Annotated in this window: 16 protein-coding genes; 5 read left to right on the forward strand and 11 right to left on the reverse strand. The window is 40.6% G+C overall.

Features of this window, described 5'->3' with window-relative positions:
- Window positions 1-3: 3 nt before the first annotated feature.
- Window positions 4-3,117 (reverse strand): SusC/RagA family TonB-linked outer membrane protein, encoded by a 3,114-nt coding sequence (locus G6053_RS23785; RefSeq protein ID WP_165308781.1) that lies wholly within the window; start codon window positions 3,115-3,117, stop codon window positions 4-6.
- Between the two features lie 825 nt (window positions 3,118-3,942).
- On the opposite strand from G6053_RS23785, the gene G6053_RS23790 reads away from it, so the two are divergent.
- Window positions 3,943-7,065, forward strand: coding sequence for a SusC/RagA family TonB-linked outer membrane protein (locus G6053_RS23790; protein ID WP_165308782.1), 3,123 nt, complete (start codon window positions 3,943-3,945; stop codon window positions 7,063-7,065).
- A 75-nt stretch (window positions 7,066-7,140) separates the two neighbouring features.
- The gene (locus G6053_RS23795) at window positions 7,141-8,559 is read left to right on the forward strand and encodes a RagB/SusD family nutrient uptake outer membrane protein (RefSeq protein WP_165308783.1); all 1,419 of its coding nucleotides are present in this window, start codon (window positions 7,141-7,143) and stop codon (window positions 8,557-8,559) included.
- A 303-nt stretch (window positions 8,560-8,862) separates the two neighbouring features.
- On the opposite strand, the gene G6053_RS23800 is transcribed toward G6053_RS23795, so the two are convergent.
- From G6053_RS23800 to G6053_RS30980, 10 genes are all read right to left on the reverse strand, one after another.
- Complete coding sequence (locus G6053_RS23800) at window positions 8,863-9,309, reverse strand: hypothetical protein (protein ID WP_165308784.1); 447 nt, start codon at window positions 9,307-9,309, stop codon at window positions 8,863-8,865.
- A gap of 13 nt (window positions 9,310-9,322) precedes the next feature.
- Complete coding sequence (locus G6053_RS23805; RefSeq protein ID WP_241254823.1) at window positions 9,323-9,916, reverse strand: CHAP domain-containing protein; 594 nt, start codon at window positions 9,914-9,916, stop codon at window positions 9,323-9,325.
- Complete coding sequence (locus G6053_RS23810; RefSeq protein WP_165308785.1) at window positions 9,835-10,221, reverse strand: hypothetical protein; 387 nt, start codon at window positions 10,219-10,221, stop codon at window positions 9,835-9,837. The genes G6053_RS23805 and G6053_RS23810 overlap by 82 nt, the downstream gene beginning before the upstream one ends.
- 16 nt (window positions 10,222-10,237) lie before the next feature.
- Window positions 10,238-10,786 carry a DUF6266 family protein gene (locus tag G6053_RS23815; RefSeq protein WP_165308786.1) on the reverse strand — a complete coding sequence of 183 codons (549 nt, stop codon included), beginning with the start codon at window positions 10,784-10,786 and terminating at the stop codon, window positions 10,238-10,240.
- Window positions 10,787-10,844: 58 nt separating this feature from the next.
- Complete coding sequence (locus G6053_RS23820) at window positions 10,845-11,489, reverse strand: DUF6266 family protein (protein ID WP_165308787.1); 645 nt, start codon at window positions 11,487-11,489, stop codon at window positions 10,845-10,847.
- Window positions 11,490-12,020: 531 nt separating this feature from the next.
- Window positions 12,021-12,326, reverse strand: coding sequence for a hypothetical protein (locus G6053_RS23825; RefSeq protein WP_165308788.1), 306 nt, complete (start codon window positions 12,324-12,326; stop codon window positions 12,021-12,023).
- A gap of 21 nt (window positions 12,327-12,347) precedes the next feature.
- A complete protein-coding gene (locus tag G6053_RS23830) occupies window positions 12,348-13,202 on the reverse strand; it encodes a LytTR family DNA-binding domain-containing protein (RefSeq protein ID WP_165308789.1) in 855 nt (284 codons plus the stop codon).
- The gene (locus G6053_RS23835) at window positions 13,132-14,235 is read right to left on the reverse strand and encodes a hypothetical protein (protein ID WP_165308790.1); all 1,104 of its coding nucleotides are present in this window, start codon (window positions 14,233-14,235) and stop codon (window positions 13,132-13,134) included. Before G6053_RS23835 ends, G6053_RS23830 begins: the two co-directional genes overlap by 71 nt.
- Window positions 14,236-14,350: 115 nt before the next feature.
- Window positions 14,351-15,331 (reverse strand): hypothetical protein, encoded by a 981-nt coding sequence (locus tag G6053_RS23840; protein ID WP_165308791.1) that lies wholly within the window; start codon window positions 15,329-15,331, stop codon window positions 14,351-14,353.
- A gap of 68 nt (window positions 15,332-15,399) precedes the next feature.
- Window positions 15,400-15,525, reverse strand: a complete 126-nt coding sequence (locus G6053_RS30980) for a hypothetical protein (RefSeq protein WP_277603186.1) — start codon at window positions 15,523-15,525, stop codon at window positions 15,400-15,402.
- A 337-nt stretch (window positions 15,526-15,862) separates the two neighbouring features.
- Between G6053_RS30980 and G6053_RS23845 the strand changes: the two genes are divergently transcribed.
- From G6053_RS23845 to G6053_RS23855, 3 genes are all read left to right on the forward strand, one after another.
- Window positions 15,863-16,894: a helix-turn-helix domain-containing protein gene (locus G6053_RS23845; protein WP_165308792.1), complete on the forward strand. Its 1,032-nt coding sequence runs from the start codon at window positions 15,863-15,865 to the stop codon at window positions 16,892-16,894.
- A 166-nt stretch (window positions 16,895-17,060) separates the two neighbouring features.
- On the forward strand, window positions 17,061-17,507 hold the full coding sequence (locus G6053_RS23850) for a MauE/DoxX family redox-associated membrane protein (protein WP_165308793.1): 447 nt from the start codon (window positions 17,061-17,063) through the stop codon (window positions 17,505-17,507).
- A 192-nt stretch (window positions 17,508-17,699) separates the two neighbouring features.
- Window positions 17,700-18,041, forward strand: a complete 342-nt coding sequence (locus tag G6053_RS23855; RefSeq protein WP_165308794.1) for a hypothetical protein — start codon at window positions 17,700-17,702, stop codon at window positions 18,039-18,041.
- Window positions 18,042-18,072: the final 31 nt, after the last annotated feature.

Here is an 18,072-nt window from a genome sequence, read left to right on the forward strand (position 1 = left end):
TAATTAAAAGTTTAATCTCAAATTCATTCCAAATGAGCGTGTAGAAGGAATGCTGTTAAATTCAACCCCTTCACCTACACTACCCGACCCAAAGAAGTTAAGCTCCGGATCAACGTGTGGAACATGGCTCTTAATTAACCAAAGATTTCTGCCTTCAACGCCAAACTCAACTCCTTTAATAAATTTTGATTTCAAAATATGGGAAGGTAAAGCATAAGCAAGTCTTACTTCTCTTAACTTCACAAATCCTGCGTCAAAAACATTGGAGACCGTATTTGTTGTACTAGACTCCCAAACCCAATAATCCTGTGCACTTATTTCTTTTGTATTTGGCACATAAGCACCGTTTACAAGGACAACTCCAGGTGTAACGACTGGGTTTCGATCTCCTGTTTCAACTGCTAAACCACTACTCCTCAAATTTGCAACGGTTCCAGAAAAGAATTTACCGCCTTTACGAATATCAATTAGAGCGCTTAAAGACAATCCTTTGTAAGTAAAGGTATTATTAATACCCATTGTCCAGTCAGGATATATACTTCCTAATCTTTGATTGGCAGCAGCTGTTTTTAATCCTGTTTTACCATCAATTATATTTTGGCCATCTTCAGTTCTTATCCAATCACTACCATAAAGTCCAAAACTTTCTCCAACACTTGCCTTAATTTGCAAACCATTGTATCCACTCGCTAAACTATATTGCGTTAAACCAGGAGCTAACTCATTTACCTTTTGTTTGTTTTTAGCAAAATTGAAATCTAGGTTCCAATTAAATGATGAAGTTCTTACTGGCACTAAGTTTAAACCTATTTCAACACCCCTATTTTGTATCTCACCAACATTCACATATTTTGCAAAATAGCCGGTTGATATAGCTACATCAATTGGTATTAACTGATTTCTAGTTATATTATTATAATAAGAAAAGTCTAGTCCAATACGATTTTTCAAGAATTTCAATTCTAAACCCGTTTCAAACGAATTTTGCTTCTGAGGTTTCAAGTTAGCATTAGGCAAAATTCTTGGACCAGTAAAAGCTGTTTCTATTGGGCCAGCAGGAAAAACTGTTGCTGTTGATGAAACATATTGAAGAAAAACCGTTGAAGTTGGTGTGTACTGGTAATCCAAGTTATAGGCGGCGAGATCACTACCCACAGACGCCCAACTTGCACGCAATTTACCATAATCGAGCCAATCAAAACCTTTGTTCTTTAATAATTCAGAGAAAATAAAAGAGCCGCCTATTGATGGATAGAAATACGATCTATTCTCTACTGGTAAGGTGGATGTCCAATCATTCCGACCTGTAACATCTAAATATAGATAATCCTTGTAGCTTACGCTTAAGTTACCGTATGCACCCAGTAACCTTCTTTTACTGTATCCTAATGTTGGCGTTTTACTTGCCGCATTAGTATAATTCCATAATTGATCGATTGTCAAACCATCTGCCTGAATGTTCGTATTGTCGGTAGTACGTTCATTAATATTCCCCCCAACTATCAATTTAAATTTAAAATTGTCAACTAAATTATTTTGTTCAAAAGTTGCAATTAAATCGTCATTAAATTGTTTACTCAACATATCAAAATTGATGAATCTTCCATTCATAATACTTGCAGTCCCTTTCCGAACATGTTGAGATCTCTTTTCAGTATAAACGTCAGCACCAAAATTATTACTAATAGTAATCCAATCAACTGGTTTATATGTCAATGTATAGGTTCCCAAAAAGCGGTCGACACTATTGCCATTTCGATTGTAATTCATTACCCAAAAAGGATTATTACCATTTCTATTGGGGCTCAAAAATATTTGATTTCCTGTTAATGGATCTTCAAAATTATTCTTCAGTAAGTCTAAGTCTATAGTTCTAGGAAGCCCAAAAATTGTCGAAATAATTGCATTTGTGTTATTAGAGCTTTGCGCTGGCCTACCATCAGATTTTAAATTTGTATATGAACCTGTAAATCTAGAAGATAACTTTGGTGTAAAGTCACGTCCAGCATTGACCGATAAGGTATAACGATCAAGTTTTGATTCAGGTATAATTCCTCGTTCATTTGCACTTGAAAAACTTATACGGTAGTCAGAATTATCACCTCCTCCAGAAAATGCAATATTGTTCATCGCGGAAGTCCCCGTCTGAAAGTAGTCCTTTACATTATTAGGATAGGCCTGTAATGTTACATCTTGTCCTAAAAAGTTTTTGAATTTTTGATCTTGAACATCTGATATTTTCGGTCCCCAACCATTCAATTGAGCTAATGCATACACACCTTGATTACCTTGTGCATATTCATTTTGAAATTTTGGTAAAACCAAAGGATTATCAAAACGCAACGATGAATTTATAGTAATTGAGTTACTTCCTTTCGCACCCCTTTTAGTAGTGATGATAATAGCACCGTCTTTTGCTCTTGCACCATACAAAGCAGTCGCAGCTGCACCCTTAAGAATAGTCATAGATTCAATATCATCTGGACTCAAATCCCCCATTCTGTTTCCAAAATCAACGTTACTTGCAGTTGTTCCACCTACAGAGGTGGCATCACTCACTGTAAGCCCGTCAATCACATACAAAGGAAAACCACCATCCAATGAGTTCACACCACGAATTACGACTTTGGTAGATCCTCCAATCGTACCAGATTGTGAATTCACTCTTACTCCCGCCGCCTTACCAGCCAAGGAGTTTAAAACGTTGGAAGACCTTGCTTTTGTTAACTCTTCTGATTTAATAGTTGAAGCACTATACCCCAAGGATCTTTGCTCTCTTTTAATCCCCATTGCAGTTACTACAACCTCTTCTAATTCACGGTTAGAATCATCTAAAGTCACATTAAAAGCAGATTGCCCTTCTTTAACAATTATTGTTTTGTCAGCAAATCCCACTGAACGAAAAACGATAACTTTGCCTATCGGCACAGAGAAAGAATAGTTTCCATTCTCGTCTGTCTGAGTGGCTACATCTGATCCCTGTACCGCAATAGTCACACCTGCTAATGGTTTGCCATCAGCTCCAGTAACGCGACCTCTTACTTGCTTTTCTTGCGCGAACGCAACTGAAGTCAGGATCATACTACCCACGAAAAAACTGAGTAATTTGTGTTTCATATGTTTACGTTTATTAAAATGTTTATTTTTGATAAATACTATGGTTAGCAATATACTTTCCAAAAATTTATATATGTATTATAGTTAGTAACATGCTTTTCATCAGATTGTTTCTGCTTGTTAAAAAATGTTAAATACAAAATTATAACTTTTTTTAACTTTTACAATGCTAGCATAACTTTGTGATAACAATTAATTCACAATAAAACACAACAACCTGTATATCAGAAAAATAAAATATTCAATCATAGCATCTAATTGTATCGAACGATCTATAAACTCATACATTTTTTCTCTTACTTTGAAAAACAAGCAAAATTTAGAAACCAGTTATGAATATATTCAAATTAAAAATATTGGAAGATGCCAAAAATTAAGTCCTATCGATAAGCCCTATCCTATTGAAGCTAGCATCCTAAGAGCCATAATAAAACACATAAAATACCATTTTCTATTTTTCTAATTTAAGCTTTCTTAGTTATACATAATTTGCAAACCCAAAACTTAAACCATTACCTACTTACTACACCAAATGTTACAAAATATTTTCAATGAATTAGCGAATTGAAAGTTTAGGTAGCACTTGGTTATTATTGTTTACATAGAATTAGACACATATTTATCAAAACTTCTGTTATAGGCTAAAATATTTTTTTGCGCAATCGTTTGCGAATATCAAATTATCCGTTAATTTTGTTTTTAACATTTTTTAACAAAAAATGTACTAGCTAGCTACCCCAAAATTAACTTTAGATTTTCTCAAAAACAATTCAATTGCTTACTTAAAGTTTCTTCTGGAAAACAAATTAATATAAACAAAAACATATGAAACAAAAATTACTCAAAATTTTTCTTGTGTATACACTCTTGATTGGGGTGGTTTATGCACAGAATCGCCAAGTAAGAGGAAAAGTCACCTCCGCCTCAGACGGCACGGCGATACAAGGGGCATCGGTGTTTGTTCAGGGCTCTTCTTTAGCAACACAGACAGATGGTTCGGGAAATTATTCCATTAATGCAGCAAGTGGGGCAACTCTCGTATTCTCTTATGTGGGATATCAACGACTATCCGTTACTATTGGTAATCGGACTACGATAGATGTTCAATTGACCAGTGATAAAACCTCCTTGGAAGAAGTTATCGTAACTGGATACGGAAGTGTTAAAAAATCTGATTTTGCAGGCTCTGTTGCTCAAATAGCAAATAAAGAAATTGAAAACAGACCAGTTGCCAATGTCACTCAAAATTTACAAGGACGCGTACCCGGACTTTTAGCTAATTCAGGATCTGGGCAGCCTGGAGCGCGTGCTAATGTGATTATTCGTGGTATTAAATCGATACAGGGATCAGGGACGCAACCGCTATATGTTGTGGATGGGATTCCAGTGTCGGATAACAGCATAGCTAATTTAAACGCCAATGATTTTGAAAGCGTAACCGTTTTGAAAGATGCTAGTGCTGCAGCGCTTTATGGTGCTCGTGGTGGAACGGGAGTTATCGTAATTACTACCAAACAGGGTAAAAAAGGATCTTCTGAAATTACATTACGTACACAAATGGGTGTGACTAGACCCCCTGATTTCAAACGTCTAAACCTGATGAATACAGCGGAATTGCTAGCTTTTGAGGAACGTTCGGGGGTAATCACCCAGACAAGCAATGCTGGTTTTTCTAATGTTCCAGGCTGGTATTATAGCCCTTTAAACCCAGCTAATGCAAACTTATCTGCTGCTCAAAAAGCAGAATATGCTCGCAAATTAGATAGTACACGTAATATCAATACCGATATTGGAGACTTATTTTTCAGAAATGGCTTAAGCCAGAATTATGAACTTAATTTAAGAGGTGGGTCAGACAATGTCAGATACTTTAGTTCTGTAGGTTACTATAGCCAAGATGGTATTGACAAAACCTCTAATTTTAAACGTTATTCCGGTCGCTTTAATTTAGACTATACCAAAGGGCGCTTTAATGCACAATGGAATTCTAATATGACCTATTCAACATCTAGAAAAGCGATTGGTGATTCCTGGGGAAATAGTCCCTTAAATCCATTTCAGATGATTTACCGCGGGAAACCTTATGATAATCCTTATCTGGCTGACGGAACGTTGAATTTTGGTGCAGGCAGTACAAATCTAAACCCAAAAAGTCTGGCGAATGTCATCGAGACACAAGAAAATTCCAGATGGAATGAAAACAAATGGAAAATTAATACGGGATTAAATCTTTCCCTAAAAATCACAGATGACTTAACCTTACGCAATGTACTTGGTATTGATGCAGACAATAATTTATATGAGTATTATATAAATCCCGATTCTTATCGTGGCAGTGTTCAAACACATTTGAGTGGCTTCGTTCGTGAAGCTACGCTCATTAATGCTCAAATCATCAACACGACCAGCCTATCTTACAATAAGACATTTAATGAGAAGCATAATGTCAGCGTAGCGGGTTATTTTGAAGGTTTACGTACCTATAATAAAGGCAGCGGATTTTTGTTATATAATTTGAATAAATCTTTGCCTTGGACAGGGCAAGGCGCCAACCCACTGCCGACAAATGGAGCAGCTACAATGCCACAAAATGCACGTAGCGCTAAGTCAGGATATGGTATCCGTTCGTTTTTCGCTAATGCAAGTTATGGCTATGTTGACAGATATGTGTTCAATGCAAATATCCGTCGTGACGGAACATCTCGCATTTTGAATGATAAAAATAAAGAGATTACAACCTGGTCGGCTAGTGCGGTTTGGAATGCTCATAACGAAGCATTTCTCAAAGATCACTCAATCATCAATAATTTGAGACTTCGTGGATCCTATGGCGTTACACCGAACATAGGAAGTATTCTCGTTAATACATACGATGTTTATGGCTTTGATGTACCAAATTATTTATCAGCTCAACTTCCGGGTTTTGGTACAACAAGTTATGTTGGATCTCCGTTATCTGGTTTGTATCCTACCACGCCAGGTAATCCTAATTTAAAAATCGAAAATATTTCCAAAGCTAATTTAGGTTTTGATCTCTCCCTTTTAAATAGCCGTATCAATTTGTCAATGGACTTTTATAAAGAGACAACAAATGATTTATTCGTAAACCAACCTTTGTCAAATACCACAGGATTTAACAGTATGGCAATTAATGCTGGTAAGATGTCTAATAAAGGTCTGGAAGTGGCTTTAAGTGGTGATGTAGTAAAAACTCCTGACTATAAACTTACGTTAGGATGGCAACATGCAATTAATATAAATAAAATTGAGGATTTAGGATCTGTTTCAGAATACGAATCTGGTACTTTTATTATTCGTAAAGGACTACCTTATGGATCGCATTACACCTATCATTACCTAGGTGCAGATCCAGAAACAGGCCGTCCTACTTATTATGCTCAAGATGGTGTTACGAAGGTATATAGTCAGTCTCAAGCAGGCCGTTTTGCGACTTTCGGCACATATCTTCCAAAACATGTTGGTGGATTTAACATCGATGCGAGATACAAAAGATTTTCTGTATCCACTTTGTTTTCCTACCAGTTTGACGTTGTGCGGAGTGATAATGCCCGAAATTGGATTACAGATGGAAGTTTAGGCTATACTGCGAGTGTTAGGCAAACTCGTGAGTTGATTGATAATCAGTGGTTAAAACCTGGTGATGAGAAATTCTTCCCTTCGCCGGCATACTCTAGGGGATTTACAAACGCAGATTTGCAAAATGCTAAATTTCTACGGTTTAGAGAGTTAAACGTAGCTTACGATTTACCGGGATTTAACGTAGCGGGTAAATCTGTTCTAAAAGGCGGAAGTGTGTATTTCACAGCATATAATCTAGCGATTTGGAGTCCTTGGAAAGGTCAGGATCCTGAAGATAACAACAATATCAGTGCTAATGAGTATCCGAATCCTAGAATGTTTGTTTTTGGTGTTGATTTTAAATTCTAATTTATGAAACGACTATTTTTAAATATATTTCTTGCTGGATTTATTGTTTCAGCAACTACCTCTTGTAATAATCTATTGGATATTAAAGAAACCGACTTTTTGGGTGGAGACCTTGCTTTGCGCACAGTCAAGAATAATGAATCTTTATTAATGGGGGCTTATGCCGCCTTGGGAAGTCAATCGGATATTGTTGGCAACGGAGCCGCCGAGATGACTATTCAAGCAGCGGGCGTATTTTCGGACGAACTTAAACCCGGCGATTTTTATGCTGCTCAAACCACACATGAATGGCAATTTTCTGCAGATGACGTTGGCATTCGTGATTCCTATATGGCAATTGATAATTTTTATCGCGTAATTGACCGTGTTAATAGAGTGCTAGCAGCATTGCCCACAGCGGTGACAGAAGTAGCTTCTGATGAAGCTCTAAGAGAAAAAGTTAAAGGTGAAGCACTTTTTCTTAGGGCGTTTGCTCATTTTGAGTTGTTTCGTTACTACTGTAAAAATTACGATCCAGCCGGTTTGGGAATGATGTATATGACAGAGTCTTCGTTAGAGGCTCGTCCCAGAGATTTGATGAAGCCGTATTTCGAAAACCTGCTAAAGGACATCGCTGAAGCCAAACCATTGTTAGCGCAAAATTTAAATGATGTGTATAGAGCAAATATGTTGTCGGCCGTTGGTTTAAATGCACGAGTCGCTTTGTATATGCGCAATTGGGGGGAAGCGGAGAAGTCTGCGACAGAATATATCAATGCTTTACCCCTAGCCTCAAAGACCGATTTCCCAAAAATATGGACAGATGAAAGCAAGAATGAAATTGCGTTCAAACTTGCTCGAACAGTATCAGCTGGAAGAGTCGGCGGAATTTATAGAGGTGTGTTTGGCAAAAATTCAGCTGGAAATTTAGTAGCACCCGCAAGTATATCTTGGATTCCATCGGATAAATTATGGAATATGTTTGATCAAAATAATGATATCCGGTTTAAAGAGTATCTCATCGATGAGCCAATTTTGGCAGCGGTAACAGGAAAACCTTCGAAAATCGTCAACAAATATCGCGGTTCCGGTTACGGTACAGGAAATGAAAATGTTAATGATATCAAAATTTTCAGGACTGCGGAGATGTATTTAATCAGGGCAGAGGCAAGAGCGGAACAAGGTAAATTTACAGGTGCGAATAGTGGAGAGACTGATTTAAATGTATTGAGAGATGCTCGAATTAATGCTTATACGAACCAAGTTTTTCCCTCTAAAGATGCTTTGATTAAAGCTATCATGGATGAAAGATTTAAGGAACTTGCATTCGAAGGACATCGCTTTTGGGATTTGAAAAGAAGAAGTCTCCCCGTCCAACGCTTGGCTTCTGACGCCCCCAAACCTGCATCAATGACATTACCGGCTGACGACTATCATTTTTCACTTCCGATTCCAAATGCCGAAATTTCGGGAAATCCTCTGATTCAACAAAATGAAGGATATGCATCGAAATAAGGCGGAACTGCCTATGTAGCTTATCCAATTTCTTCATAAAGGTTATAAATATTTTGAGCCATTCCTTTTTGGGAATGGCTCTTTATCTTTCGTAAACTATAATCTTTTATTAAGCTTAGCGATATAAGCTTTGTCCAATTGAAGTGAATTTTGTCTACGCAGTTCTTACTGTTCCGAACACATTGCTGACGCTGCGGTCCTTACTGGGAGGTATATGCAGATTTATCAAAATGCCCTATATTCAACAAAAAAAGCCAGATCCATCTAGATCTGACCTTACAAAATCAACTATATTCGCTGGCTCTAGCTATATAGCTTCCTTATTTTATTCCACAGCAAAACGACAGGGATCAAAAGTAATAATACAAACCACCAATAATTAGCATTTAGAGAACTGTTTTTCGTTTGCTTTATACTATGTCTATTTTGAGCCGAAACCTTGGTAGCAGCGATCACTTTCTGATGTTGTGTGTTTGCCCTAGTCTTTGACTCCTGTATCCACAATTCCCCTGCCTCAGCTGTCAAACCACTATCCGGATGAAAACGGAAGCCGCTGTCCGAGGAGAAATACCATGATCGAGAAAGGCTATCCCGTTGCAGCGTATACCATCGTTGAGCAAACTCATTCCACCGCCATTCACTACGCGAAGACTGCAACTCAGCCCCATTTTTTTGCTGATAAAGCTTGCAGGAGCTTAGGCACATCAAGCCTATGGCATAGATCAATCGGCAATTCGTTATCCTACACATAACTTCCCCTCTTTCAATCTAGCCAATTTGAAAATGCATAGATCGTAGCCAGTGACCGTCGCTTTGACAATACACCGTTATTGACATTACCTTCTACCGTTAGGATCCAGTTCCCCTCCATTTTCTGAACGATGCCGACATGGTCAATGCGTCCAAGCTTTTGATTATAGATTGCAAATAGATCTGCCTGGCGGACAACGCCGCCCAGTATCTGCTCTTTTGTATAGCGACGGACCAGGGGAAAAAGTGCGGGGCTCCAGGCATTGCGTGGAGCCGGAAGGCCAGCCTTGCCGTAACTCCAGGACACAAAAGCCGCACACCAGGCGTGGCCTTTACCGAGGCCAGTATAGGCAAGGTACTCTTCGACTCGTGGGCCATCGTTATTGCCGGTTGCTTCTTTGACAGCCATCTCGTGTCGGGCAATGTCCACGATTCGTTCCCGAAAGTTCACAGATGAACCAAGTTCACTTGCCCCATAATGCACAGCTACCTGCTCATATGGACTTGAGGGTGCATTATGTTCCACTACAGGACGATGGCCAAAACTGCCAAGAAGGAGAACAGCGACAGAAAAAACACCGAGAAATAAATAATGCATTGTTGCCATGATGTCAATTGATTAAAGTGATAACTAAGGTCCTGACGGAAGAACTTAAAAGGCTGCCAGAGGATTTCCTGCAGCCAGTAGCAGCAGTAGACCGCGAGCAATCCCGCCAAAATACAGAATAGCAGTACGGACAGCATACCTATATCCAATACGCCAGCTGTAGGATCTATTGCTTGCAGCACGAGACCTGCTAAAATAAAAAATACACATAGGCAGACCAGCACAATTCCGAGCAGCTGCTTATTAGTTAGGGGCCAATAGATATCCTCGATATCATAGACCATTTGTTTTTGTAATGTTTTCATTTCCTTCTGATAAAAATTAATTAATGTGATAGGTTCCCAAATATTGACTGCGTGCGTAGCGCAAGCCATCCCGTTCGTGACAGAGCAGGTAAAGAAGTATATCCTTTCCGAGTAAATTTTCGGGGATTTCTATTGTAACTGCATTATCCCGGCGCAATGTGGGTACCTGACTTCCCAGTGCTACTCCTTCCTCAGCCTGGTAGGCTATTAGCCTCACCCGATCGTCCCAACAGCCAAAAGTGGCCTCACCGAAATATTGTACGGTTAGCCTACGATTTTCCTGAGTGACATCACCCACTATAACACTGGGAAGATTACCATCACTCAGCCATGCTTTTTCAGGATCCAGACTGGGCACTCCGGAAAGGTCCGAGATTGCAACCTTTAAAACCTGTGACATCGCCAAGTTAAATGGATATATAAAACGCTTCTTGCGCTTGGCCACAAATTTGAACCCTTCGTCGATGATATCTTTCAACGGTGACAAAAAACTGACTGCAAGCGCAAATCGTTTTTGTTGCGCCAGCTGCGCGGGGGTTTTCTTATTTTTTCGAATTTTCTTCATGATTTATCTTGATAAGAATGGAATACCGTCCAGAATGGACGGCATTCCAATATTAAAACTAGCTGAGCTCGATCAAGCCCAGGTAACTGCTTTTGGATACACGTTTTTTCTTGCGATCCGCCATAAACATCCACATATGCACCTCGCCTCCGAGCAAGTGGGCTGGCACGCCGAAGGTGACCGTCCCCGCACTTCGCATAGGTACGGAAGCCGGAGCCAAAAATTCATCCTGCTCCGGATGATAACAGATGATGTAGACACCGTCGTCGTCCGCACTCTTGTAGATATCATTATTGACCATATCCCAGCTTACAGTCAGCTCCTCGTTGGCATACACCGGAGCCTGTGGTGGCCCCAGATAAAAAGCACCATCCGCGATACGGATTTTACTGTAGTCCAGCGTGAAACTGGGGTAAGCACCCTGGATGACCAGCGGCAGATTAAACTGAAAGGCTGCATTGAGCGGTGTCTGCCGATCAGCCTTTTTCTGACCAAATCCAACCCGAAGATATGAGGTGATGGGCAGCAGAAAGCGCATGACCAGCTTGAATCTTGCCTGAATGATCAACTGCTCTTCCGTAGCAGGTTTATTGCTCTTTTTGTACAGCCCTTTGAGGTAATTGATACTCTTCCAGCTGGACCCTATCACGGAGCCGGTTTTACCGCTCACACGTCCATTTATTCCATTTACAATTGTTCCCATTTTTTCTATTTTTTAAAAATTAAACTAACGTCAGCAGCTAAGACATACCGGTATTTAAGCCTGACACCACAAACGTAAAAACTTAAAAATCAAAAACATATACTCAAAACAAGTCTGACAGCATACTGGCAGGAATCCTTCGGGAGACAGGCAGGGATCTGGCAGGATGCCGTAAAAAAAGACAATCCTATAGGAATTCACCTGACCAACAAACACCCAACTCCTGCCCTTCCATTAGCGATAGGCTACTGTTGCATTGGGCTGCTTCGGGTGCAGCCCGAACAGCGGTAAAGACCCACCCGAACAAAGCCAAAGCTTGCCCCAAGCAGCGGCAAAAGAAAAGCATAAGATAGGCCGGTATTGGTCAGAAATTGACCCGAAGAAAAATAAAATGTTCGTGGTTTCGCTAGCACCAACGGCTATGAAAGCAAACCGAAGGTACTTTCTAATCAATAGAGACAAATATTTTCAGAAAAAAAGGTCTTCCGAAAACGAAAGACCCTAAACTATGACTGCTATTTTACCGTTAGCTTACAGATTCCAGTAAGCACGCTTAAAACGCTCAACTGCAGCAGCGAGGAAAAGACGTTTCCCATTTTCCTTTCGTACCGTACCAAGCATTCCTTTATGCTGATAACGGTACAGTGTGCGTTCACTGACACCCACATAGTCCTGCACACGGGCAGCATCCCACCAGATAGCTTCTGTATCGTCAGCATCTATCGTATTGTGCTTTATGTTATGCAGCCGCTTATAGAGTATATGCAGTGCAAATAAAATAGCGCCATCATTCCCCTTGTGGACGCTATTTCTGGTTTTGTTCAAAATAATCCTCATAAGTTGGTTTTAATCCATTAACTATTTTTCAGTTTGTTTATTTTCCCATTTCTCCGCTGTATCGCGGACAATTCCATGTCTGTTGAGCCTGCCCGTAATTGTATTTTGCTCGATCCACTGGTCAAAATATTTATACTTTCCTTTTTCGCCCCTTTTTATTTCTATGCCTGACAAGATTACATATGCGGCCGTAATGGCTGTAATATGATTGAGCGAGACCGCAAAACTACGGTGCACCTGTGCAAAATTGGCCTTGGGCAACCACAGGATCATATCGCCAAAAGTCACATTAACCTCAATATATACTTTCTCATCGGTCCAGATCCAGGTCTGATCATCTTTCGCCTCGATGTAAATAATCTCATCGTAATTTAACCGACGTTTCTCCTGGCCCCGTGCGCCATAGAAAAAGCATTTATTCCCATCATCAAGATCATTCAGTCCATATTTTTGGAGTTTGGCTATCACCTTGTCCATCGCCTTGTAGAAACGGTCCCCTTCAAAAGGTTTTAGAAAATAGTCCGTTACTTCATAATGGAACATTTTATCCCCCACCTCCCTATTCGTACTGCACACAACAACCTGTAGCCCGGCAATACCCGGATTAATACGCTTTAGGCCAGCCAGCTGCCCCAAGATATCCAGTCCACTGACGATGGGCATTTCAATATCCAAAAACAGTACGTCAAGTTTCAGACTACGCAATGCGACCAATGCTTCTTTGGGGTTGGTCGTCGCGTACACACATTCGACCCCTGTGCTGAGATCCACATATGTTTTTAGATCATCGACGATATCCGGATCATCATCCACAATGGCGGCCCGGATTTTCTTTCGCCGTTTTTCTTGCTTCATTATTTTTTCTATTGTTTTCATGTTTAAAATTTATTTCCAAATCCAGGTAAAATATGCCGCCCTTCTTTTTTTTAATCAGTGAAAATGCATCGCCGTATTCCATGCGTAGCAATTTTGTCAATTGCTCTAATCCCGTTCCGCCAGCCTCAAAGATCCAGGCCGACCGCTGGGCTATCCGGTTGATACTTTTGATCATGATCTTCTGTTCATCTACACACACCTGTAGGATTGCCGGTTGCTCCGTATCCTCCAGGTCGGCGTGCTTTACCATATTTTTGTATAGGCTCAATAATGTCATTGGGATTATGGGTCTATTAAAGTCATCAACATCCGTCTTTAATAAGATATGCGTCTCATCATACAAGCGCATCATCATGCGCAGGTACTTGATTTCATCCTCCATAGTACCCAGCATACAGTTAGCAAATTGCAGTTTCCGCATAGCATAGGCCTGTAAACTTAAAAATAGATCAATCCGGGTCAAAGCTACACGCTTTTCTCTTGCCCTGCGGGCGAAGCTCTGCGTCAGATTGCCCATAAAATGAACTGTCCAGTTACGAAAGAACTGTGTCTTGATGCTTGCCACCGACTGCTCCCGAATCAAGCCCAAATGCCGGAACAGGCCTATTGTCAGGTTATAGCCTATCTCAATCGCTAAGATCATCAACCCTTTGAGTGCAAAGGATATATAGAACGTCAGGACGCCAATACCAAAGTCGACGGCCTTAAAGAGTCCGGGATTCTTCAGCACCCTTTTGCTCAATACCGTTGGAAACTGATAAAGCACGAGGAAAACAACTAACATCGTCAGCAGTAAATAGACAAGCAAGGGAAACAGATGCTGTAACGAAAATTTTCTAAAAAGCATACGGCGTAACCAGGCCCTGTTTGCGTAACTAACTGTCAACATGATAAGCCCTACGAAAAACATTACAGGCAGGTGCCCCCAGCCAAATTTATAGACATTGACAGCGGTGACCCAGGCAAAGTAGATCGTCCAACAAATCATATGAATACGGTAAGGCAACGGTTTCAGAATACTGTCCTTGATCATATCGGTTTAGGCTATAAAGTAACACAGATCTTAATTTAAACAGGTTTAAAATTGTTTAAAAAGACAATTTATAGATTTAAAGAGATTTTAACAAACACGTCACAAAAAAGGGACATTAAGTCACGATCCCTATTTCCCGAAATTTCTGACGGGCTAATTCAAACTCCTTTGGTCCGATCCCAACCGAACGACAAGTAGTCACATCAAAGAGCATCCCTTTATCTGCTACAAGAAATGGCAACCAGATGACCTGATCAGGTTTATTTTCAGGCAGATCTATGGGGCTTTTATCAAAAATTGTTGGTAGACATTCCCATTGAAGTAACTCTTCGGCCTTCAATAGATGCACAGGATCAAAGACATGTTGCATGATACGCGGATAGTCCGCTTTACACTGCACGTAAAGATCGTCGGAAGCTCGCAGCCTGATCTGCGCACCGATTTCAGTCAAAAGAAGCGCAATAATGGGCGTATCCGCCCAATGGCTCAAAGTGACGATACCTTCACGCAGTGATAGATCGGTCCCATGCAGTTTTACTGTGGCCCAGCCCCTGCCCTGCTCATCAATACTAAGCTGCCCGTCAATATAAACGACAACATCATAATTTTTGCGAAGCGCTTCCCTGAGCTTTAATAAAGGGTTGCCACGGTCAGCTTTAATAAAAATCAGTTCGGTTTCGGTCGCTTCACGGCCAAAGGACAGTTTATATTGCTGCCGATAAATCTGGCCCTGTTCTTCAAAGACATCTGCACGGAGCAGTATGGCCAGCTTTCGCCCCAGCGTCATTAATGCTCTTGCTATCATTCCATAAGGACCAATATGCAGGCAAGCCCAGATGCGGGGTTGCCGATCCAGCACGGGCCAGGAGCCGATCAACTGATTCAATAAATTGTCATCTCTACGATAATACTGCCGGGCCATCCAGCTCTGGTGTATGTGCAGTAATCCGATCAGCTCATCATAGCCATGGATCATTCCCCAGCGGTATAAGAGCGCAATACTTTTGAGGCTTCGGTACCAGCGGTCGGAAGCAAGGCATAATTTATCGATTGTTAAATCTGGGGTATTCCCCAGATTTTGAGGTATTGTATTCATGGTTGTTCAAATAAATTGGTTGTCAAAAAAAGGGTGTCCGGATCACCCATCTATCTCTTGCAAAGCGATTATAGATAGTATAAACTACATTTTTCCTCTGCCGACTCGATCATTAACTTTACTGTTTCCGAACCGGAATACGTGTAGAGCGCCTGATCAGCCAAAAGCTGCATTTTCATAAAAAGCTGTTCCATTTCTTTTCCATCTTTTTTATCCGTACTTAGCACCAAACTTGCCTTGTCTGGTCACTTTGCTTTCGGGCCGGGAAAGCGTGGTGATCACGGTGGCTAATTTGGCAGAAAAACAAGACTTTAGAGCCATTTTTCGGTGCTTAGGGCATACAGACCTGTAAACGATAAATTTAGCTAACCGCTAAATTTCACCGTATCTCCAAACCGGTTTACCTGCTCTCCAGACCTATCCACAGTTTTTTTTGGTCACATCCTTCATTTTTTCGTAGAATTTAATCACAGGCCATGACCAGCAGTGAATCAATTAGTTAAAGAAAACCCATGTTAAAAAAAACATATTATGGAAAGAAGTTATGACTTTACCTTACCTCAGGAATATCAGCTCATCGGGCGGCCAAAATATGAGCTGGGCCACCCCATCCGTAATGCCCGGGAGCAGCATTGGATATCCCTTCACAATTGCATTAGCGAACAGACTTTTGATGGGCGCTATGGCTATCTCTACTATTATGAGTTCTGGATGGAACGAGAAGAAACTATCCCCGTATATACGACACTGGGCGACCTACACCTTACCTATTGTCTACAAAGCGACTCGCCGATTCGACAGCGCCATCATACCCATGATTTTGTGATGGACTTTTTCGAAGGGTGGGGCGCGTACATCTATATAGCAAAAAGCGAATATGGGATTACTGTACCCAAAGGCCATCATATCCTTGTTGGCTTTATACTGGATGCCGGACTATTCAGGCCACCCGCCAGCCGGCATTTTAATTTTTTGCAACATTTAGTTACAGCCAGGAAAGAGCAGTCATCCAAGGCCGACAAAAGCGTTACTTTCCGTGTGGGTGAGGTGACCAGACGGCAACTACAACAACTTTTTAGCAAGATCAATCCCAATATCCTGGACAACGAGCATATGTTGCTCAAACATCTCATTTTTCTGATCCAGCTCAGCCGGTTTAAATTACTGGGCGATAATCAGGAAAAACTGATCGATCAGGCGCGCAATTTATTACAGATTACGATTCTTCATCAGGGGGCCAAAACCAGATTATCGGACATTGCCAAAGTACTTTTAGTGAGCAGGGATCATATCAATGCCGAGCATAAAAAACACTATGGCTGTAAATTTCACGACTACCGCAACCAGTTGCTTCTGGATCTCGTAGCTTCTATTATCATAGGTAACGAAAAATTGGCTACCACTGCCGAGGAATGCGGATTTAGCAGTATCAATGAGCTTAATAAGTTCGTCAAAAATCAGATGGGCCTTACTGCATTAACTTTTAAACAGCAACAACAATCAATTTACAACAACGATTCTGGTGCTGTAAATGATCCGATAGATCCATCTAACTCATCTTAGACTAATTTTCTGCCTACCCCTATATCTGTTCTTGCCTAACGTTCGGCCCGGTATTGCAGTAATTTAGCATTGTATAATACTTAGTAAGCGATTAAAACAAAAGACGATGGAACAAGGCGGAAAATATATACAAAATGATGACACTTTAGAATCTGATAGGGTTGTGATGAAAACTAAAAGAAAAAAGTGGGAAATCTTCATGGAGATCTACGTCCTATCTGCTGTGGTGATGTTGATTGTGTTGCTTTTCGTGACGGGGTTAGGTAAGGTGTTTAATCATTCGGCTTTTGTAAGCCAGCTGAATAAGCAGCCGCTTCCGGACTGGTCGACAGCAATTTTAAGCTATTTATTACCAATGCTGGAACTGGGAACAGTAACACTGCTCTGTATTCCAAAATTAAGATTCTGGGGATTGGGACTTGCCATTCTACTGATGACCGCATATACAATCTATGCGTACCTGGCTTTCATCGAAATCTATGGTTATGTCCCCTGTGCCTGCGGCAAAGTATTTGAAAAAATGAGCTGGAAACAGCATTTCTTTTTCAATCTGGGCATTACTTTACTTGGCGTTCCAGCATTATTGATGGAACATAAATTAAAAAGGAATTAAAAAACTATGCATAGCGAACTCCGACGGGAGTTCAACCGATAGGACATTAGTCAATAGCTAACCAAGCTCTTCTCCCGGGATTGCGACAATCCAGATATATAATAACCTTAAGAAAAGGCAAGTCACCGGGACAAGATATTGAAGAGCTAGAAACTAGAGACCTGCATTAATAATACATTAAATAATATCAACATGAAAAAAGTAAAATTATTTGTCCCAATCTTGGGAGCAGTTTTAGGATTTGGCCTATATGTAGGACACGTCAAGGCGGAAGAAAGTAAAAAAGCAGACATTGAAGTAAAAGCAGATCCAGCATGGACGCTTAACGATCCCAATGCTGATCCGACAAATCCCGCTAACTATTCACCTTACACTGGTGATCTTTCTACACTTTGTCCGGGTACACAAAACATTTGTGGTATTGTGGCCCCAAATGATGGAACGGATCATCCTGTAATTGAAGAGGATAGTGATCTTATGCAACGCATACAGAACAAAGACACATCTGAGTCGGATGTATTTTTGCAAAATTAACATTAAGGGGGCACTACACAATGCCCCCTTT

The organism is Sphingobacterium sp. DR205 (assembly GCF_011064245.1).
Taxonomy (GTDB): domain Bacteria; phylum Bacteroidota; class Bacteroidia; order Sphingobacteriales; family Sphingobacteriaceae; genus Sphingobacterium; species Sphingobacterium athyrii.